The sequence below is a fragment of the Nocardia sputorum genome, from assembly GCF_027924405.1.
In the GTDB taxonomy this organism is placed as follows: Bacteria; Actinomycetota; Actinomycetes; order Mycobacteriales; family Mycobacteriaceae; genus Nocardia; species Nocardia sputorum.
In genome coordinates this window covers 3,373,667-3,392,600 of record NZ_AP026978.1, presented here as the reverse complement: position 1 = coordinate 3,392,600, position 18,934 = coordinate 3,373,667, and the positions used below count along the sequence as shown (strand labels likewise).

Below are 18,934 nucleotides of genomic sequence, written 5' to 3'. Positions count from 1 at the left end.
ATTCGCGGGCATGGTCATGGTGGCGTGGACAGCAACCATGACCACCGTGGCAGCGGCTGCAGCCGCGCCCGCTTCGTTGTCAGCCGATGCCATGGTCATCTCTCTGCCTTCCCCTACCGGCAAGAACCCTGTCGGGCTGACCGAGCTTCCTCTCACCGACGCCGATCGAGACGACCTGTGGACCGGAGGCCATCGGCAGCTGCTGGTGCAGATCTGGTATCCAGCGCAGGATTCGGGTGCTTCCGCGGCGGCGGCCTGGATGCCGCCGGGCGGGAGGCAGGAGCAAGCCGACTACCTCGCCGAGCTCGGCGTCCCCCAAGGCAGCTGGTCGCTCGGCCCGAGTCACAGTTACCCGGATCGACCGGCACGCGCAGAAGCCGGCAAGTTCCCGGTGTTGTTGAACTCTCCCGGTATGGGCGACGCGACCGGCTGGAGCACTGCCCAAGCCGAGGACCTCGCCAGCCACGGCTATGTCGTGGTCGCGATCAACCACACGCACGAGGCATTCTCGGTCCACTTCCCCGACGGACGGATCGAACACACAGCGGTTCCGCTGGATTCCCCTCCGGAAGTTCTGCGCGATGTCCTGCTCCCGACACGGGTGGCCGACACACGCTTCGTGCTCGACGAACTCTCCGCCGCTGCCTCCGGGCACGGCTCTCGAGCCACCAGAGCCCTGCCCGCAGGGCTGGCTACGAGCCTGGACCTGACGAAAGTGGGGATGTTCGGGCACTCACTCGGCGGCTCGACCACGGTGCAAGCCCTGCACGACGATCCCAGGATCGGCGCCGGGATCAATCTGGACGGGCCGATCCTGGGATCGGTCGCCACCGAGGGAACCGACCATCCGCTGCTCATGCTGGCCGGTGGCGCCTCGCCCTGGTACGGCAATGCTGGCTGGGAGCCCTACTGGCCCAGCAATACCGGCGTAAAGCTGCCCCTGCAGGTGTCGGGCACCGAGCACATGTCCTTCTGCGATCAGCAGACGATCCTGCCTCAGCTGACCGCCGCCGGGCTGCTCCCGGCAGAAACAACAACGAAAGCAGTCGGCAAGATCGACCCCCAGCGCTAGATCGACCTGCAACGAAGCTATCTACGTACCTTCTTCGACACCGTCTTCAGCCGCAACACCGGCATCGTCGAGGCGATCACAGCCCTGGCTCAACCCGAAGTCCTCCCGCACCCGTAGATACGCCCCACCCCCAGATACTCGGCGGGGGTGGCCTGTCCCCGGTGAATGAACCTGCGAAATGATCCAAACTGCTTGCCTTGCAGCACGCTTCGTACCCATGTCGCTGGGCTCCGTATTGTGACGTCCATGACAAAAGAGCCGCATGTGGTCTATTTGCTGAAGCCCGCCTCCCTCGCACTGCCGACCGGGATGGCGCAAGAAGACCCTTACGACGAGCATGTGTCGTACATCAAGATTGACCGTATCGTCTCAAAGGACAGCGGCTGGATCAGAGTTCGGCCGATCGCCCCCAACGACGACCGGTGGATTGACCTGCCACCGACCTCCGTGGCGGCAATAGTGATCCGCAACAAGCGCGGACAGTCGGACGATTCGGAATAGAGCTAGCTCAGGGGTCCGACAATCCACCCATGAACGGGAGCACACCGCGAGCGGAGCTGCCGAAGCAAGGCTCAATCGCTGTCGCGGAGGCGGAGTGCGTAGGCGGGTACCAACTGGTCGCGCATCCGCAACGGCGTCCGGCCATCGGCATAGCGGAGGGTGTAGCTGACCCGGCCGAGCCAATCGCCGTCCACGGTCGGGATCCAGTGCGTCAGGGTGCCGGCGGTTTCGCCGCGCATCTCCACCCCGGCGCCGTTGGCGTGCCGCGGCATCTCGGGGTCGCGGAGCAGCAGTGCGTCCAGGCGCACCCAGACCGGTCGGGGCGCGGTTCGCAAGGTTGCCGTGGAACGGACACCGATGGAGAGAAGCGGGGCATATCGAGCGATGGCGTCGACGGATTGAGCACTGCGGATTGTGGGCTTCGGCTCCCGTCGAGGGAGGTGTCCAGGACTTCGGTCACATGGAAGTAGCCGACCTCGCGCGCGCCTTCCGTGATGACGACAACGGTGCCGGCTTGAACAGCGTGTGCACCCGTGTTGCCTACCACCAGCCATCCTGCGGTCGCAGGCGAGCGCCAAGCCGAACGATCGTGTACTCGCAACGCGATGGATGCCAGTCCGCTTTCAATGGTGCTTGGAGGCACGAATGCCGTGGCGGCGTAATCCTGACCGCCAGGTGTCGGCGGAGGCCCGGACGATCGACCACCTTGTTCAGGCGTGAGCCACACGATCGGCACTCGACACCGCCACCGGGCCGGGTCCCGGCGAGCAGCTCGAGGGCGACCGGATGCGTCGGCATCCGCACCGCCACCCTGCCACCGGCCCTAACCCCTCTGGGGCAACAGCGTTGCGGACCATTGAACCCCAGGAACCGCTCGTCCGGGATGCCGCGATCGTGCTTCGATCGCGGCATGCCGCACTGTCCATGCTTCGCCGGACACGGGGCCTGCGTCTCCTTCACGCCGGCCATCGTCCGGTTCGCTGTTATGAAACTCCGGCTCGTCGAAGTTCCGGCTCGTCGCGATCGGCGGTGGTTCGTGGCCCGGATTCGGTCGGCGGCGCGAGCAGGGGACGTTGACGGTCGTAGGCGAGCCCGGCCACGGCGATGAGGGCGCAGACCGCGGCGGGCAACAGCAGTGCCGCCTCGCCGATCCGGCTGCCGAGGACGGTACCCGCGACGCTGCCGGTGATGAACGTGATGACCGTGGCCGACAACACGGCGGCCCGCCAACTGTCGAAACGGTGCCGTCGTGAACGCCCGATCAGCAGGCCGAGGTCGGTGATGGTGCCGGTGAAATGGGTGGTGCGGATCTGCATCGTCCGCAAACTGGAACTCGTTCCGTTCTGCAGCCCGCAGGCGAGCGCGGCGAGGAAGATCGACAGCATGTCTCCCGACCAGGTGAAGGCCAGTAACAGCAGCAACGCCTCACCGGTCATGATGGCGCTGTGCCGAGCTCCCGCATGTGTTTTCGCCGGCGCCAGCACCGCACCGGCCGACGCCGCTCCCACCAGAAATCCGATGATGATCGCGGCGAGCAGGCTTGTTTCGAACATCCACGGGCTGGCAGCGTCCATCCCCAGCTGCGTTGTCGTCGCGGTCACATTGGCAACCGGGACGGCCAAAGTCAAGATGGCCACGGCGTTGATGAAGCCCGCAACAGTTGCGAGCAATGATCCGTAGGCGAGAACGAGCGCGCGATGCGGCGCGGTGAGGCTCATGGCAGGCATACAGCTCCCCGAGTTGCTTGTCTGACATAGGGCAAACAGGACAAAACGTATCGGGGCTACCTCAGAAGAATCTGAGAACCTTCCTCCAACAGTGGGAAGACGCAGGGCACCAACGCAACTCGCGAACTCCGGACGGCAGATCGTGCGGCAACATTAGCCAGCCACAACGGATCATCCGTACCGCAACTGATCCCGCTAGCTGTCGGGGTCACAGCCATTGGTCGATGGCGGCGCCGGAGACCTCGCCATATCTCAAACCCTGAGCCCCACCAATCAGTCTCACACCTGCGGCATCACTTCGAGACAGGCTCTAGTGTTCCGCGCCTGAAATCCGTTCGATTCACCCGATGTGGCGTTCACAAAAGTGTTGCGGCACTGAAGAAAGACGTCATGGACTGGATCGCGCACTGGAACGCCAACCCACGCCCGTGGTCGCCGTCCGGAAGATCGACCGTTCCGAATAATTGCTGACCGCCCTACGTCGAAGGGGAACGCATGCACACCAATCCTGCCGCCGCGGCCGCGACGATGCTGGAGATCGCCGTAACGAGGAAGCACCGCTGTGCGGTGGTGCTCATCGGGGCGACCGCGGTCTTGCTGGGGCTGACTGCCCCCGGACCAGCGTGGGCAGCGACTGCACAGGATTACACGACCGATGCCTTCCAACGCGACTGCCTGCACGCCCACAACGGCTACCGCAAGAGGCACGGGGCCCCCGCGCTGGTCACCGACCCGGCGCTCGTCGCGTTCGCGAAGAAGCGTGCGCACAAGCTTGCCACCACCGAGATCTTCGCTCACGATGCCGGGAATTACGGCGAGAACTTGGCCTGGAACTGGTCCAGCGCCGGCGCCGCGCCGGTTGCGTGCGCGGCGCCGGTCAAGAATTGGTACGACGAAATCAAAGATGTCGCCTGGGACGATCCTGAGCGGAACTGGAGCAGGACCGGCCATTTCACCCAGGTGGTGTGGCGCGGCACGACCAAGCTGGGATGCGCGCAGGCCGGCGCGCTCAACGGAAAGAAGGGCGGCACCTACACGGTGTGCAACTACGATCCCGCGGGCAACATGATGGGCGACTTCGCCGAGAACGTCCGCCGCGACGGCAGCTAGTTGAGCTAGTTGTCTCAACCGTCCTTCGCCAGGTCAGGGACCCGTCGGCCTCTCACTACACCTTGTGCGTGAGCTGTCCAGTTCAGATCGACTGCCGATGTCCAGCGGCGTTGTGCTGGGGAAGGTCACCGGCAGTTGCTGCAGTGCGCGGTGGAATGGACCCGGTCGCCACGTCAACTGTTGTACGGACACGGCCAGTCGCACGTCGGCGAGAACGTCGAGGAGTTGGTTGATGGCGTGCTCGGCGACGACGTAGGCCACGTCCTTGGCTGGACAGAGGTGTGGTCCGGCGCCGAACGCCAGATGGGAGCGGTTGCCGGTGAGGTCACCGCCGGCGACCTCAGGGTCGCGATGGCAGGCGCTGAAGCTGATGAGGACGAGGTGGTCGGCGGGTATCCAGGTTCGGTCGACCATGGTCGGCTGACGGGGGTAGGTGGCGCAGAAGTTCGCCATCGGCGGGTCGGTGAACAGCACTTCGTCTAGTGCGTCTCGGGTCATCAGGGCGCCGCTGGGCAGGCCGCCGCCGAACCGGTCGTCGGTTAGCATCAGGAGCAGGGTGTTGATGATGAGGTTGCGTATCGGTTCGATCCCCGCGCCCGCGAGGAGCTACTCGACACCTACGAGCCGCAGCATCCGGCAAAACGATCTCGATCAGCCACAGGAGGATCAAGAACGACCGCCTGGCGGCGGTCGGATGGGTCTGGGGCACCACCATGGTCGTGTTGCCCGGGCCCGGCCAACAGCACTACCGGCGTCGCCGCGAGCACGGCGACCGCCACGCACCCGCAATCCGGCACCTGTTCAACAAGATGCTCGGACAGCTCTACTACTGCCTGCAAACCCACCAGCCCTACGACGCGGTGAAGGCCTTCGGCGATCCAGTTCCTGACCCCAAAATACTGCCGCTGCTTGACAGTTAGCAGAATCGGAGGTCTCCCGGTAGCTCATCCGCCAAATACAGCGGCCAAGCGACCAGACACCCCGCATGCCACGCCGGTGGTCCCACAACTGGCAAAACCACTAGTCAGGCGGTCCCATCCGTGGCAAAAGGGGTGGTCCCATGCTCATGGCAAAACGGCTCCGAAGTGGTCCCTTCCTCCTGGCAGCCGACACCTGTGTTCAGGCGCTGCCAGCGTTTCACCCGCTTTGTCCACCTCGCGCCCACCGAGCTGATCGGCCTGCACCTTCACATCGACATCGTGCCTGACAAAACGAGCTGCGCCTCTGGGCATGTCCGCAACACCCTCAGCTCCCCTCCTTGTCATGCGTTTCAGATCTTCCACAATTCTGCCCAGGACCTTGGTCAGGCCGTGGCTCAATCAGGCCTCACTACTCCGATAGGTGAACGCTGAGACACCGGACAGCGGCGCTGCGCCGACCCGAGTGATGCTGCCGCCAAGCCGGCAACCGGGGAGAAGGACCCGCGACACGAGCATCACGCCGAATGGCAGCAAACAACTCCACCCGACACTCCATCCCGGACCCCTTCCACCAGCTCGGAAACGACCATGTCGAAATCGAGCCTGAGGTGGGGCCGGATCAAACCATCACAACCCGCCCGGCGCGTCGCAAGCGGGGCCGACTCAGACCGTCACACCGGGGCCAAATCAGGCTGTCACAGCCAGGCGGTGCGAGATCCGGAATGGTCTGGTCTGCGACAGCTGTGCCAGCATGGCCGACGATCTACACGGCCCGCACCGTTGCGCCACTGAACCGACGGGGCCGGCGCCGAGTCGGATCCATGCCATTGGGGCGAGGTCCTTGCCGCAAAGCCTCCTGCGGGTCAACCCCCTGCGGTGAAACCATGCGGAGGGGATGTTTACTTGCGAATCACGACGATTTCGGTTCCCTGTTTCAACACGGTCGTCGCGGTGAGGCCGAACATGGCCCGGAATGTGTCACTGAAATGGCTGGCGGAAGCGAACCCAGCGTCGGCCGCCGCGTCCGTGAGGCAGGCATTCTCGGCCAAGGCAGCAGCCAGATGCAGCAGCCGCGCCCACAGGCGGAAACGTCGAAAACTGGTTCCCGCGTTGGTCGAAAACAAATGTAGGAACCGTGAAGTAGAGAGCCCGGCCGCAGCCGCGAGCGTCGCCGCGTCCAGATCTCGTGCTGGTTCGGCGAGAATCGACTCCATCGCCGTGCGAATCCTCGGATCGGGAAAGCCGCTGCGGCTGTCCCCTACGACGATCCGTCGCAGTTGGTCGGCCTCGATTGTGTCCGCGTGGTGAATGTAGTCGAGTAACGCAGGCTCGTCACGGTGAGTGGTGGTGATCGTACCCAAATCTTCGTTCATGCGAACCCGTACGTCGACAGCGTCGCGGGAGCGCGGGTCGAGGTAGTAGAACAGCATGCGACCCACGCCTGCCTCGACCTTGTGCACCGTCCGCGCAGGTATCAGGGCGCTACGCCGCTGCCAGGAGCCTTCTGCGGTCGACACCGTGAACGGTGCGTCGACTCCGAGAGCCAGACAGTGAACCGGTGTTGCATGCCTGTCCAGGTGAAACGGCGGCCCTAGGTAAGCCGCCTGCGCAGGCCACAGGTACACGATGCGACGTTCGGCGCCGATGGTCACAACTGTCATTCTCGCACTCGCTCACACGACACCGAGTATGACCGCGGCACCGACAGCCTCGACCAGACAGTAGAACCAAATCGGATAGAACGCCGTTGGCGTGTGTCGGCCAGCCGTGAGATCACACGACCGGCGGCCATGCCCGCCAATGCAACACCCACCGTCAATGCCGCCCCGTTACGCGGTCTGTCGTCGCCGAATGCCGACCCGCACAGCACGCCTGCGACCGCCAGACCGAAGCCGCCGTACACCGCGCGGATCTCGGAACGCGCTTGCGGTAGCGTCTCTGTCAGAGCGAACGGCCCAGCCAACGCTGCGAGCGCGTAGAGACCCATCCCTGCGAAGAAGACAGCCGCCAGCGCGAGCACTAGCTCTCTCATCGGCTGTACTCCTGACCCCATCCGGCCTTCGAAAACGCTGCACCCGCGGCATCCGAGCGATGACGTACAACAACCTCCGCGACCGGAACGCTGTTACACGCTCTCATCAGGACGAGCGGGCTTCGCCGACTCTGACGGATCCTCATATTCCTCCTGAGATCGATCTCTCTGTCGAGAGTTGACGATCCCTTCGCCCGCCGCTTCCGAAAACATGCTGCGCGTTTGCCGGTTATGGCTCTCCTGCTCACCGTCGTGGACGACAACGCCAAACCGCGGCCGCGAGCAACTCCGCATCCGTCCATGCCCGCCGCCGCAATGACGCCCTATGACCCGCTAGTTCCTACAGCAGGTTCTCGGAAGCGCGGGGTGTCGGCCAGGGCGAGGATCGCAGGACACCGACCCGAGGAGAATCATGCGACGCAATGCCGGACGAGCCCTGTTGGTTTTCGCGGGCCTACTCCAAACCGCGCCTGCTCTTGGTGCGGTGGCACCGCGGGGAATGTACACCGCCTACGGGCTCGCTCCTGCGGGCCGCGATCTCGATGTCGTCTTGCGGCATCGGGCCGTCCTATTCGCCGTGCTCGGAGTCCTCCTGCTGCTGGCGGTGTTTCGTTCCGGGCGACGCCCGGTGGCCGTAGGCGCCAATGCGGTCAGTTTCGGATGCTTTCTCATTCTCGTGCTCGCCGGAGGACCCGTTGGCCCGGGATTGGCGCGCGTGGCGGCATTCGACGTAGCAGGTTTGGCAGCGCTGGGTGCTGGAGCAGTTCTTCTCCGGAAACAGCGCCCGACGGCGCAAGCCAGCGCGCCCGCGGCAAGGTGAAGGATGCGACTCCGAATCGGATATACCAGCACATAGCGTGTCCCGTCAAGTCGGTCAGGCCCTCCGCTCTCGGGACAACATCGCTGGCGGCGACGTGTGCCAAAGCCACCACCGACCCTGAACTCGTCGTCATCAACGCGGATCTCCGCTCGAATTCTCACCAGGGAGTGTGCCCACGTGCAGACAGAACATTCCGCCGCCGCAGACGCGGTCATCGATTCCGCCCTCGCAGCCCTCGCCGAGGGGGAGAAGAAATGGTCACGTCAGTCGTTGACCGGCAGAAGAGCCCTGCTCGACCGGGTGCGCGCGCTCACCGGACAGCACGCGCAGGACTGGGTCGACGCGGCGGTGGGTATCAAAGCACTGGATCCCTCCTCCCCGCTCGTCGGTGAGGAATGGATGTCCGGCCCCTACGTCTTCGCAGCGAGTCTGGCGGCGGTTTCATGCACTCTCGAGTCGCTCGAACAGGGGACCAGCCCACTCGCGAAGGCGAAGTTTCGGATTCGCCAGGGGCAGGGTGACCGTGCAGGCGCTGCCCTCGAACCTGTACGACGAACTTCTACTCAGAGGATTCCGCGCCGAGGTGTGGTTGCAGCCCCGCATCACCGAGGCTTCTGCGAAGGCGTCTGCGGGACTTGCCCAGCTCGGCCCCACACGCACCGGAGGGATAGCAGCGGTGCTCGGGGCGGGCATATCAGCTCGATCGCGCCTCTCGACACGATCTACGAGCTGATCGCGCACAACCGGGTGGTGGCGCTCAAATTGAACCCGGTCACCGACCCGCTGCTCCCGGTGTTCGAGAGGATCTTCGCGCCTCTGATCGAACTCGGCTGACTGGATGCTTGATGTGGCAAGTTCACCCCCTCGGCCGACGGTGATCGTCGGTTCGTCGACTGATTGGATCATATCGCGTTGACCGGTTGCGACCTTTGCCTGTATCGGTCGGTGACGCCGGGGCTGCCCGGGCCTGGTGTGAGTTTCGAGCAGCAGATGCTGGCGGGAATCGAGCGGCGCGAAGACAGCGACGGCTCGGACCATCGGATGCTGCGGCGCACGCTGCGCGCTACGGCCGCGGTCAGCCTCTCGGAGGTCGAATGGACACGCCGGATGCGGGCGACCGGATCCGTCCTGCAACCCCGGGTCAGTGTCGTCGACGGTTATGTCGCCGGCTACATCGTCCAATGGCGTGATCCCCGCAGCGCACGCCTCGGTCCTGCGATCACCGACCTCGAGGTCGGGGCAGGCCTTAGCCTGCCCGACCTGCGCGACGGGTGGGAACCCGACGCGCACGCGGTGGCCGACGCACAAACCGAATGGAAACATCCGCGTTCGGTGGCGCCGTCGGCCAGAGAAACGGTGGTGTCGGGCGACACCGAGTTCTGGACACACGCCCTCGCTGATGTTCGTAGTTTTACCGAAACGCTGGCACGTGTTCCGAGTACCGATCGCGCGGCATGGCGGTGGGCGGCAAGCCGGGTCTCCGGAGTGCTGGCGATCTGGTCATGGCGGGTCGAACCGGACGCGAGAGGACCATTTGCCGACGCCGCGCACGAAGTCGGGATGTCGGCACTCGCGGCCGGCAGCCGCATACGACCGCCCAGCTTCGGATCACACGTGCCGGATCTGGGACAAGCAGCGTTCGTCCTCGCGCAGCTGTGCAGGGAAGTGCACGATCCATCCACCGAATCGAATTTGGTCGGCGCACTGATCACCAGTATCGCCGCGATAATAAAAGCGCATCGCGAACGCGGGGAAATGGCGCGAGCGTCGAGCATCTACGCCACCGCCGTGGGTCCTCTGAAGTGGATAGAACACGACATCCGCACCACAGTTCCGACCTCGGTGATCGGCTGCCAACTCCGGCTCGGGCACGTCTCACCGTCCCCTCCGGGTTAGCGCCGCGCCAACCATCACGGGATTCGCCGATCAGGCCCAGGCACCAGGGTCCGGACCGGGCCGCGACGACATGGCGAACCCGCAGTTTACCGACATCGACACCCTGCCATGTTGTCGCGGAGTGAGCAGTCGAGCTGGCCTGCCGAACTGCTGCAAAATGGTGGCGCGTCGCGACTGCTGAAGAAATTCGCAACGATGACGGCCTTTCGGAGAAGCAGAAGGAGGCACTGATTGACGCTGTCGGAGGTAACGACAAGAACGCGTTTCTCAGGGCCACAGGCGTCTTCGAATTGCTAGTAGAGGAGGACAGGACCGCGATTATCCCTGTCACGGACGCCACCGACGTCCGGGGGAACGTCACCTTTCCCGTCCTCGGCATCGACATGCGGAAGGTGCACGAGGGCTTCGGGCTCGAAATAGTCGAGGTCCTCAACAGCGTCGTCTTCGACTTCGGCTCCATGCATCGATGGAGGGACGCGGTTGCCGACTACGTGGAAGCGTCATTCGACTCGATGCATCAGGGGATGCTCGCGCAATCCGGGGACCAGGACGCCGAAGTGATGGCCGGGCTGTCGATCAACTGGGCCGCTCGTGTCAGCGAATCACTGACCGAGCTGGCCAGCTATCTGGTCTTCCTCGAACAGATGCTCAACGACTTCATCGGCGCAGACCTGCGGAAAGTCGAGCTCGCAGGCGTGCCGCTCGAAGGGCTGCGGTGGTCGGAGCAGACCACCCAATGGCCCGACCGCTGGCGCGAATAGATCAAGGAGGACTCCGTACACATTGAAAACGATGTGTACGAGATCCACTACGGCACCCACACTCGAGGCCGAAACACGTTGGTGTGAGCCAAGGCCGGGTTCGCCCGGGAAGCGTCCGCCACCCTGAGCGGCGGACGCTTCCAAGGTCGAGGATCGTCGGCTTGAGCTTGGCGTGAAAGCTTGGGATCAGCGCGGGAGCCAGCCTAGTTTCTTGAGGTCTTCGCGCAGCCATCGCAGCGCGAAGTTCGTGGCGGGCCGCGGGTCGAGGATGCCGAAGCGACCGCCCTGCAAGGAGAAGGAGGGTTTGAACGGTTCCAGGGCCGGCTGGGCCTTGAAGTAGTCGACGTAGCCGCGATAGAGAGTGTCGCGGTCGTCGCGGATTTCGCTTACACGGTTGTCGTTATTGAGGGTGAGCGAGACGCTGTCGCTGCCGCGGCGGCGGCCATCTCTGGTGATCGTGCCAGTGGGTTTGAGCATCCAGCTGAGTCCGGGCTCGGGAGGGCCTGGGTAGTCGAAGGGGCCCTTCTTGCGGTCGGGGTGGTAGCCGATGTTGCCGTAGAACTGCACGGGCATGAGCGCACGATGACCGAGAGTGTCTCCGAACCGTGGGGCGAGGGTCTCGCACAGCTGCCGGTAGCAGCGCAACGCTGCTTCGATGACCTGTTGAACGCGTATCCCCGGAGCACTCGGTGACGCGCTACCCGCCGGTGGGCTACCACGCGGATCACTGATTGCGTGCACCGGACGCCTCGGCCCCCTACTCGGGTTGCTCGCCGCGGCCACCGCCGCCGGAGAATGGACCGCCGTCCTCGGATCCCCACGGCTCGGATTGCTCGCGGTCGCGGAAATGGGCGGAAATCTTGCCCGCCTGGCCCACATCGCCGACCCCGGTGACGACCCCCTCGACGTCGCCGCCGTCCTGCTCGACGGCCTGCCCGTCGTCGTGCTCGACCGTCCCATCACCCCGGCAGCCAGCCGCACGCGAGCTGTGCTCGCTCGGATCCGAAGTCACGAGGCCATCCTGGTGACAACGCAGACAGGCTGGGCCCGACCCGACCTGGAAATCCATACCGAACTGGTCGAGTACGAGGGTATCGGCCGCGGACGCGGCCGGCTGCGATCCATGACCTACACGATTCATGTCTCCGGCCGCGCGGCGTGTCGCCCCCGCAGCACAGCGCTGCGGCTGGGCCCCGCCGGAACGCAACGGTCATGCTGGACACGTCCACCAGCGGACTCACACACTTCCGTTACTGTGATCAGCCGGATCGGATGACCGATGAGTCGATCCGGATCATCTCGCCACGCCACCACCAGGCTGCTCACGCCTCCACGCAGGGGCCTCGTCGTTCTCTGAACTACGTGGCCTGACGATTCGATTACTTCGGCACCACGTGGGCACCTACCGATCCGATCAGCTGCGCATCGACGTCAGCATCGTCGATGGTCAACTCGAGGAGCGGATGACCTAGGACCGGCGTTTGATCGAAAAGAGGGACCCGAATCCGAGACCGGTCACCCGAAACGATGGGCGGACAGCCCGCAACATGTCGAGATCCGCACAGCTGACGGCAACGAAGTAGTGAATTCCGACTGGAGCGCGGGGAAAGGAGCGATTGGCCATGACGGTCGAGAATGGCCTGGAGGACAACCCATTATTCAACCGGTGGAGGTCGACGATCGACGTCCTCGCCGCCAGCCTCGCCACTCACCTCGGTGAGCAGGTGACCGTAGTCAACGCGAGCGAGGCCGAGGACGGGTTCTCCTGTCTCGTCCGAGGTCCTGAGCCGTCCGGTCCGTCCCTCCAGGTGTCGTGGGAGGGAGTACTCGGTATGCAGTACATCGATGGACAGCCGGACATCAGCGTGTCGGTGTTCCTGTACAGCCGAGGCCGCCGCCTGCGGCTCGACGACCAGCCTGGCAGCTACCTGGAGATCGTTTACGCGGGCCCTCTCGACGGCACGGGGACCTGGCGCGACCTGGGCTGGCTACAGGACGACTTCGGCGAGTTCGAGACACACGATCATTACGGCGACTGACCGCCCACCGCGATCGGAGCGATCGTTCAAGTCGCGGCAAAGATCCGGATGACCAAGGATCGCTTTGAGACGGCCGAGCAACCGGTAACTCTATACCATCCAGCCTGTCCATCGCGTTGCCGAGACCGAAAAATGCGGCGTATCGGATTCGGGTTCGGCGAGGACCTTGCCGACGCGACATAGCCCAGAACAGGCCTGCGCCGAGCTCGACGAGACCGCCTGAAGGACACGCCCGCCGTGTGGACGATCGCGACCCGGGTCCTGGGCGAAGGATCCACCCGCGCCACCAAGACCGAGTCCTGGCCGAACGGCAGGCCACCGAACCGCACACCGACGCAGGCAGCGACCGGACCCCGGTCACGGCCCAGGCGGTTCCCCGGTGCCGGCGGCTGCTGAAGCCACGAACCCGCTGAACGGCTCCCGACCTCGATCGTCGCGGGGAGCGGAAAGACTCCAGAGCCTTAGTCAGTCGCTTCGGGCGAGTTGCGCCGCCCGCGGTGGTGACGCTGACACCCACCGGACCGGCCGCCGCGCCCGCGGGCACGGTCACCGTCAACGTGCCGTCGTTGACCACCGTCGGGGTCGCGGAGTTGGCGCCGAACGCCACCGCGGTGGCCGTGGACAGGCCGGTCCCGGTGATGGTCACCGTGTCACCGCCCGCGGTGACACCGAAAACCGGAGACAAAGCGGCCTTGAACGGCGCCCCCACGTAGAAGAATGACAGCGGGTTGCTCGTCCCGCCCGGGGTGGTCACGGTCACCGGGACCGTGCCTGCCCGGACGGAGAGATCACGGTGACCGACGTGGCCGTGTTGGCGGTGATACCCGCCATGCGCGAAGCTTTTGCCGCGGTGGCGGGCGCGGAGGTGAAAAGCTGTGCCTGCTGGTGATGATCGGCGTGCGCGCGGACGGCCGCAAGGAACTCGTCGCGGTCACCGACGGCTACCGCGAGTCCACCGAATCCTGGGCCGATCTGCTGCGGGACTGCCGCCGCCGCGGCATGACCGCCCCGGTTCTGGCCGTCGGCGACGGCGCACTCGGATTCTGGAAAGCGTTGCGTGAGGTGTTCCCCGCCACCCGCGAGCAGCGTTGCTGGTTCCATAAACCAGCGAATGTGCTTGCCGCGCTACCGAAAACGGCACACCCGGGCGCGACCGCGGCCTTGAAGGACATCTACATGGCCGAAGACATCGACAAGGCCCAACTCGCGGTGAAAGCGTTCGACTTCGACTACGGCCAAAGTATCCCAAAGCCGTCGCGAAGATCGTCGACGATCTCGACGTGCTGCTCGAGTTCTTCAAATACCCGGCCGAGCACTGGATCCACCTGCGCACCACCAACCCGATCGAATCGACCTTCGCCACGGTCCGCCTTCGCACCAAGGTCACCAAAGGCCCTGGTGCGCGCACGGCGGGAATTGCCGTGGCCTACAAGCTGATCGAGGCCGCACAAGCCCGCTGGCGCAAGGTCAACGCCCCCGAACTCGTCGCCCTCGTCCGCGCCGGCGCTCTGTTCCACAGAGGCAAGGTGCTCGAACGTCCCGTCGACATCACCCCGCCGTCAGCCGAACCAAACAACACCGTCACCGACGTTGCCTGAGCCTGCCCGACATAATCGCTTCGAAACGGCCCACAGCCAATAGGAGAACCACATGGACCTGGTAGCCAGAGCAGCGGGCTGCGAGGACGACGAATACGACGATTACCTGGGCGCAGGGTTCGCCGAAGGCGCCGACGGCTCGGGGATCGCCGTGATGTTCCAACGCACCCGCTCGGACCCCGACCCGTGGCAGGGCGACCCGAACGAAACCGAACTGTTCGACAACACCTACTGCATCACCGTCGGGTCGGGCCAGACCGTCTACGGCGGGTTGAAAAAGGTCGAGTTCACCGACGACTCCACCGCAGTCATCGAGATCGATCCCGAGGACGCCCAGATCCTCGGTCTGGGCGCACACCTCCTTGTTCGATTCGAGGTACCCGACACCGATCTAGCGAAATTCAAGGCAATGCTGCCACGCATAGTCACCTGGGGAATACCTGCCCAAGTTCCCACACTCGCAGGAATCTGACCTCAGGCTCGGGCGAACTCACCGATCCACAGGTCTTGACAATATCTCGTGATCTATGTACGCGGGTCGGGATCACCGACTGGGTGCACCCGCAGGTTCAGGGCGGGAGTGGGAGTGTCGTCGAGGATGACCACTCGATCTGTGCCCGGGCGAAGGTCGGCAGGGACGCCGGCGTCGTTCACGGGCATGTCTGTCAGCGGCATGGCGAGTTGACCTTTGAGGTCGGTCTGGTCACTCGGATGGGGACCGCTTCGGGTGCGGGGCGCGTCTTCGCCGTGTGGATGGCCGACAGATCAGCTCTGCTCAGTTGCCGCAGGTGAGTGCCGGGGTATTCTGCCCGGATTCTGGCTGACAGTGCCTTCGACTCGTCCATCGGGTAGATCGGATTCAAGGGGCTGTCGATTGCGAAATAGCGTTCGACATCCATCTTGTGCTCGCCCTCGCTGAAGACGACCTTCATGACATGGGCACCCTCGTCGGTCCGGCAGAGGGTGAAATCCCATGAGCTCATAACGATCTGGTGTAGGTCCATCATCGTCCCCCCGGATGGTTCACCTCGTGACGTGGTGAGCGTCAGGATCATTCAGCTGTGAATATACCGACGCAGCTGCGGCGGCTTGATCCACCGGGGAGGACACCGTCTCGGCGCGCCCCGCAGCCGCTTGGCCTCCGCCAGCGCCGACGGCACTATCCCGGCTAAGAAATCCCGCCACCGGCCGGCCAGCCGGTGAACCCCTCTCCGGCCACAAGGACACGTATTGAGTGTGGCGTTCAGCCCGGATAGCACGCACTTGGCGTCAGCCCGGCCGACGAGTGCGTGCGACCGCTGATCTCCGGTCAGCGCAGAAGATCGAGTTCCGGTCCGGTCCGACGGGTCCTCAATCGCCGGTGACGGCCCCGATGCGCAGTAATTCCCGTGCCCGCGCGTCACCGTTCAACTCCCGGGTGATCCGATGCCTGATCTTCCATTCTCCGTCGACTCGCACGAGGGTGATGCGGTGGCTTCCGGAGAGCAGGATGCGGTAGGAATCCTGGTCGCGGAGCACGAGGATCGATTCGCACACGGCCACCGCTCGGTCGCCGTCGAGTTCGATCTGCGCCGGACCGATGAAGTGCGCGCTGCCGCCCTCGATGAGCCGGCGGTGCGCGGGCGACTGCACCATCGATCGGATATCCTCCCGTGAGCGCATGTGCAGTCCGGGAACGTCATATTCACCGTCCTCTGCCCACAGCGCCGCGGTCGCATCCGCGTCCCCGCTGTCGACGAGGGGGCCGTAGGAGGCGAGCAGACGGCCGATCGCCAACTGGTCTTCGACATGGCTCAGGCGGCGTTCGAGCGCGGCGAGACGATCACTGTCGTTCATGGGCATCCTTCCTAATCGGTGAGAGCAGCGGCCGCGCACGCGTCACTGCGACGGGGGCGGAAGCAGCTTCTTCGCAGCCTCCCGAGCTTCCAGCAGCAGCTCGGCGCGGTTGTGGCCGCTGTTCTTGACGACGGCTGCCTCGAACTCCTTCACTACTACGACGGGACCGTTGGTGATGTTCGCGAGGCCCTGTGTGGCGACGTCGGCGGGTTCGGAAATCAGCAGCCCGGGAGTGTCCATCTTCAAACCGGCCCGGGCCATCGCCGGGGTGCGGGTGAGTCCCAGCACCAGTTCGAGGACATCGACGTCGTAATCGCGCATCTCGAGCCACAGCCCTTCGGCGAAGGTGCGGCAGAACGATTTGACAGCGGAGTAGATGCTGATCTGTGCCGAGCCCAAGAAGCCGCTGAGCGACCCCACCAGAATGATTCCGCCGCGGCGTCGCTCGCGCATGGGAGCGCCGAAATGCTGCAGCAGTTTCAGCTGTACGGTGATGTTCAGATCGATGACGGCCTGGAAGCGCTCGAGGTCACCGGTGACGAACTCGTGGCCGTACGTGTTGGCGCCTGCGTTGTAGATGAACAAACCGACGGTGAGGTCATCGGTCAGCCGCCGGATGCGCTCGAGCGCGTCCGCGGCGAGCAGATCCACCGACAGGATCCGCACCTCAACCCCATGCGCGCGACATTTCTCGGCGGTCTGCTGCAGAGGTGCCTCCTTGCGGGCGAGCAGCACCAGGTTCATGCCTCGCTCCGCGAGTTGTTCGGCGAATGCGGCGCCGACGCCCTCGGATCCTCCGGCGATAACGGCCCAGGGACCGTATTTTTCGATATCCATATGTGTTTGCTCCTCGAAGTCGATCCGAATGATCTTTTAGGTGATAGCGGTCGTCGCCAGCTGCATCACCTCGTGCTGTGGGTCACCAGTCCTGAAAGGGAATGATCGAACGCAGCGGCCCGTGGAACAGCGTCTCGCCCACCACCGGGCATCCGCTGCCGTTCGCTGCCAGCTCCCGCTCGGCATCGGCGACAGCACGGCCGGCTTCAGCCGGATCCGCGTCCAGGTAGAGAAGCCGGATGCGCAGCGAGCCGGGCCCGAATTCACGGCGATCGTCGTGAAGGCCGGGGAGGGTCGGATGTTTTTGCAGGGCCAACAGGGAGAAGGTCCACGCACCGGCCACCCCTGGGCATTCCAGCAAGTCCGGAATACCGACGCGGTCCTCCCAGCCGAACAACTCGTGGACATCGGCGGTATGCGAGTCGCCGAAATGGGTGACCGACATGTGCAGTCCGCGGTTCGGCCGGAAGACAAGCGCGTCCGGCGAGACTCGAATTCGCGGCGCCGCGTAACCTTTGACAGGCGTGAAGAATCCGAGCAGGCGACGCCGGACACCGGGAAGCAGCGGACCTCGCCCCCACTGAAAAGAGTCCTCGCCCAGCTTGGTCCACGCCGCGACGCTTTTCTCGTATGGCGGACGGAACCAGTACATAGCTGCGTAGTCGAAGTCACCCAACTCGCCCGACGGAGGTTCGCTCAGAGCGGCGTACTCGGCAGGACGAGCCCACCGGTCTCCCCACGCAACTCCAGGGAGCAACAGATTCTCCGGCCGATGGTCGAGCTGATGCCACTCGTTGTATGCCCGGTACATGGTGGAATCAGTGAGTTCGACAAAGGAGAAGAACGCTCGCTCCGAGAACATTCGGCCTTCCGATCGGTCGGTGGACGATGACAGCGGTCACAATGCCAAGGTTGTAGGGGGTCCTCGCCGACTGCTCCCGCTGAATGGTCACCCAAAACGGTGAGAGGGCAGCCAGCTCGGTGTTCCGGAGATCGGGACGCCGCCGCTCCGGTGGAAGCGCCAGGGTGCAGACTCGCCAGATCCGGAGCGGACTACGAACTCCGGTCCCGCGTCACGCCGACGCCCACCGACGTGCTGCTGCGCTGCGATCGTTCGAATGGCAGTGGGGCGCCGACCGAGGAGGACTCATGGAACACCGCCTGGCGGAACTCGAAGCTCGACTGCGCGTCCTCGAAGACGAACACGAGATCCGGCGGTTGATCGCTTCCTACGGCCCGCTCGTCGACGACGGTGCGGCGGACGAGGTGGCCGCGCTGTGGACAGAAGACGGTGTGTACGACGTCGACAGCGGATATCTGGCCGGGCACGACCAGATATCCGCGATGGTCAGGTCGGAAATGCACCAGGGTTTCATCGCCGGGGGATGCGCCCATTTTCTCGGCCCCGCCCACATCACTGTGACCGAGGAGCGCGCCACCGCGGTGTGCCACTCCCTGATGGTGATCCACGACAGCGGCGTGTTCCGCGTCCACCGGGCCACTGCCCACCACTGGTTACTGATCCGCACCGTCGACGGGTGGCGAGTGCAGCGACGGACGAGCCGGATACTCGATGGCAGGGAATTCGCCCACCGTCTGCTGTCGGAGGGCATCCGCGGTAAGGAGACGGTGGACCGGTCGGGTGCCGCCGAGAGATAGTGCGACACTTTCCCTGGACCGTCGCACCACGTCGTTACGTCGGCTGCCCCGCCAACCCCGAGCGAACTCCTGCGCTGACGAAGTCGGCCTCCGTACCCCGGTGGCAGACATGGTTCCCGGGTCGAT

General features: G+C 64.7%; 21 protein-coding genes and 3 pseudogenes. 12 read left to right on the top strand and 12 right to left on the bottom strand.

Going from position 1 to position 18,934, the window contains the following annotated elements:
* Positions 1-10: 10 nt before the first annotated feature.
* On the top strand, positions 11-1,072 hold the full coding sequence (locus QMG86_RS15600) for an alpha/beta hydrolase family protein (protein ID WP_281880365.1): 1,062 nt from the start codon (positions 11-13) through the stop codon (positions 1,070-1,072).
* Between the two features lie 246 nt (positions 1,073-1,318).
* Positions 1,319-1,573 carry a hypothetical protein gene (locus tag QMG86_RS15595; RefSeq protein WP_281880363.1) on the top strand — a complete coding sequence of 85 codons (255 nt, stop codon included), beginning with the start codon at positions 1,319-1,321 and terminating at the stop codon, positions 1,571-1,573.
* A gap of 71 nt (positions 1,574-1,644) precedes the next feature.
* On the opposite strand, the gene QMG86_RS15590 is transcribed toward QMG86_RS15595, so the two are convergent.
* Positions 1,645-1,908, bottom strand: a complete 264-nt coding sequence (locus tag QMG86_RS15590) for a hypothetical protein (RefSeq protein WP_281880362.1) — start codon at positions 1,906-1,908, stop codon at positions 1,645-1,647.
* 648 nt (positions 1,909-2,556) lie between these two features.
* Positions 2,557-3,300, bottom strand: coding sequence for a YoaK family protein (locus QMG86_RS15585; protein WP_281880359.1), 744 nt, complete (start codon positions 3,298-3,300; stop codon positions 2,557-2,559).
* 495 nt (positions 3,301-3,795) lie between these two features.
* Between QMG86_RS15585 and QMG86_RS15580 the strand changes: the two genes are divergently transcribed.
* Entirely contained in the window at positions 3,796-4,410 is a 615-nt protein-coding gene (locus tag QMG86_RS15580; RefSeq protein WP_281880358.1) for a CAP family protein, read from the top strand.
* Positions 4,411-4,443: 33 nt separating this feature from the next.
* Here the strand turns inward: QMG86_RS15580 and QMG86_RS15575 are convergent, their stop codons facing one another.
* Positions 4,444-4,956, bottom strand: coding sequence for a cytochrome P450 family protein (locus tag QMG86_RS15575; RefSeq protein WP_350356393.1), 513 nt, complete (start codon positions 4,954-4,956; stop codon positions 4,444-4,446).
* Between the two features lie 167 nt (positions 4,957-5,123).
* Here QMG86_RS15575 and QMG86_RS15570 point away from each other — a divergent pair, with 167 nt between their 5' ends.
* Positions 5,124-5,330 (top strand): hypothetical protein, encoded by a 207-nt coding sequence (locus QMG86_RS15570; protein ID WP_281880356.1) that lies wholly within the window; start codon positions 5,124-5,126, stop codon positions 5,328-5,330.
* Positions 5,331-6,229: 899 nt separating this feature from the next.
* On the opposite strand, the gene QMG86_RS15565 is transcribed toward QMG86_RS15570, so the two are convergent.
* Together QMG86_RS15565 and QMG86_RS15560 are read right to left on the bottom strand one after the other, a co-directional pair.
* Entirely contained in the window at positions 6,230-6,982 is a 753-nt protein-coding gene (locus QMG86_RS15565; protein ID WP_281880354.1) for a helix-turn-helix domain-containing protein, read from the bottom strand.
* A gap of 5 nt (positions 6,983-6,987) precedes the next feature.
* Entirely contained in the window at positions 6,988-7,317 is a 330-nt protein-coding gene (locus QMG86_RS15560; RefSeq protein ID WP_350356409.1) for a DUF4345 family protein, read from the bottom strand.
* A gap of 1,042 nt (positions 7,318-8,359) precedes the next feature.
* On the opposite strand from QMG86_RS15560, the pseudogene QMG86_RS15555 reads away from it, so the two are divergent.
* The 3 genes and pseudogenes from QMG86_RS15555 to QMG86_RS15545 form a co-directional block, all read left to right on the top strand.
* A pseudogene (locus tag QMG86_RS15555) lies at positions 8,360-9,013 on the top strand (aldehyde dehydrogenase family protein); the annotation flags it as partial.
* An 81-nt stretch (positions 9,014-9,094) separates the two neighbouring features.
* Positions 9,095-10,078, top strand: a complete 984-nt coding sequence (locus QMG86_RS15550) for a hypothetical protein (protein WP_281880352.1) — start codon at positions 9,095-9,097, stop codon at positions 10,076-10,078.
* A gap of 383 nt (positions 10,079-10,461) precedes the next feature.
* On the top strand, positions 10,462-10,839 hold the full coding sequence (locus QMG86_RS15545; RefSeq protein ID WP_281880350.1) for a hypothetical protein: 378 nt from the start codon (positions 10,462-10,464) through the stop codon (positions 10,837-10,839).
* Between the two features lie 186 nt (positions 10,840-11,025).
* On the opposite strand, the gene QMG86_RS15540 is transcribed toward QMG86_RS15545, so the two are convergent.
* Positions 11,026-11,412: a hypothetical protein gene (locus QMG86_RS15540; protein ID WP_281880348.1), complete on the bottom strand. Its 387-nt coding sequence runs from the start codon at positions 11,410-11,412 to the stop codon at positions 11,026-11,028.
* 100 nt (positions 11,413-11,512) lie between these two features.
* Here QMG86_RS15540 and imuA' point away from each other — a divergent pair, with 100 nt between their 5' ends.
* A complete protein-coding gene (gene imuA', locus QMG86_RS33785) occupies positions 11,513-12,115 on the top strand; it encodes a DnaE2-dependent mutagenesis accessory factor ImuA' (RefSeq protein WP_491565757.1) in 603 nt (200 codons plus the stop codon).
* A gap of 346 nt (positions 12,116-12,461) precedes the next feature.
* Positions 12,462-12,878, top strand: a complete 417-nt coding sequence (locus QMG86_RS15530) for a hypothetical protein (protein ID WP_281880346.1) — start codon at positions 12,462-12,464, stop codon at positions 12,876-12,878.
* A gap of 541 nt (positions 12,879-13,419) precedes the next feature.
* On the opposite strand, the pseudogene QMG86_RS33565 reads toward QMG86_RS15530, so the two are convergent.
* Positions 13,420-13,524: pseudogene (locus QMG86_RS33565) on the bottom strand (IPT/TIG domain-containing protein); the annotation flags it as partial.
* A gap of 221 nt (positions 13,525-13,745) precedes the next feature.
* On the opposite strand from QMG86_RS33565, the pseudogene QMG86_RS15520 reads away from it, so the two are divergent.
* Positions 13,746-14,476, top strand: a pseudogene (locus tag QMG86_RS15520) (IS256 family transposase); the annotation flags it as partial.
* A gap of 52 nt (positions 14,477-14,528) precedes the next feature.
* Positions 14,529-14,948 (top strand): Imm10 family immunity protein, encoded by a 420-nt coding sequence (locus QMG86_RS15515; RefSeq protein ID WP_281880344.1) that lies wholly within the window; start codon positions 14,529-14,531, stop codon positions 14,946-14,948.
* Between the two features lie 53 nt (positions 14,949-15,001).
* Here the strand turns inward: QMG86_RS15515 and QMG86_RS33720 are convergent, their stop codons facing one another.
* The 5 genes from QMG86_RS33720 to QMG86_RS15495 all read right to left on the bottom strand — a co-directional run bounded on the left by QMG86_RS33720 (position 15,002) and on the right by QMG86_RS15495 (position 17,825).
* Positions 15,002-15,136, bottom strand: coding sequence for a DUF7161 family protein (locus QMG86_RS33720; protein ID WP_434086206.1), 135 nt, complete (start codon positions 15,134-15,136; stop codon positions 15,002-15,004).
* Positions 15,137-15,141: 5 nt separating this feature from the next.
* Positions 15,142-15,531: a hypothetical protein gene (locus QMG86_RS15510; protein WP_281880343.1), complete on the bottom strand. Its 390-nt coding sequence runs from the start codon at positions 15,529-15,531 to the stop codon at positions 15,142-15,144.
* Between the two features lie 295 nt (positions 15,532-15,826).
* Positions 15,827-16,312 (bottom strand): nuclear transport factor 2 family protein, encoded by a 486-nt coding sequence (locus tag QMG86_RS15505; RefSeq protein WP_281880341.1) that lies wholly within the window; start codon positions 16,310-16,312, stop codon positions 15,827-15,829.
* 42 nt (positions 16,313-16,354) lie between these two features.
* On the bottom strand, positions 16,355-17,149 hold the full coding sequence (locus QMG86_RS15500) for an SDR family NAD(P)-dependent oxidoreductase (RefSeq protein WP_281880340.1): 795 nt from the start codon (positions 17,147-17,149) through the stop codon (positions 16,355-16,357).
* Between the two features lie 82 nt (positions 17,150-17,231).
* The gene (locus QMG86_RS15495) at positions 17,232-17,825 is read right to left on the bottom strand and encodes a hypothetical protein (RefSeq protein WP_281880339.1); all 594 of its coding nucleotides are present in this window, start codon (positions 17,823-17,825) and stop codon (positions 17,232-17,234) included.
* Positions 17,826-18,298: 473 nt separating this feature from the next.
* Here QMG86_RS15495 and QMG86_RS15490 point away from each other — a divergent pair, with 473 nt between their 5' ends.
* Entirely contained in the window at positions 18,299-18,808 is a 510-nt protein-coding gene (locus tag QMG86_RS15490; RefSeq protein WP_281880338.1) for a nuclear transport factor 2 family protein, read from the top strand.
* The last annotated feature ends 126 nt before the right edge of the window (positions 18,809-18,934 follow it).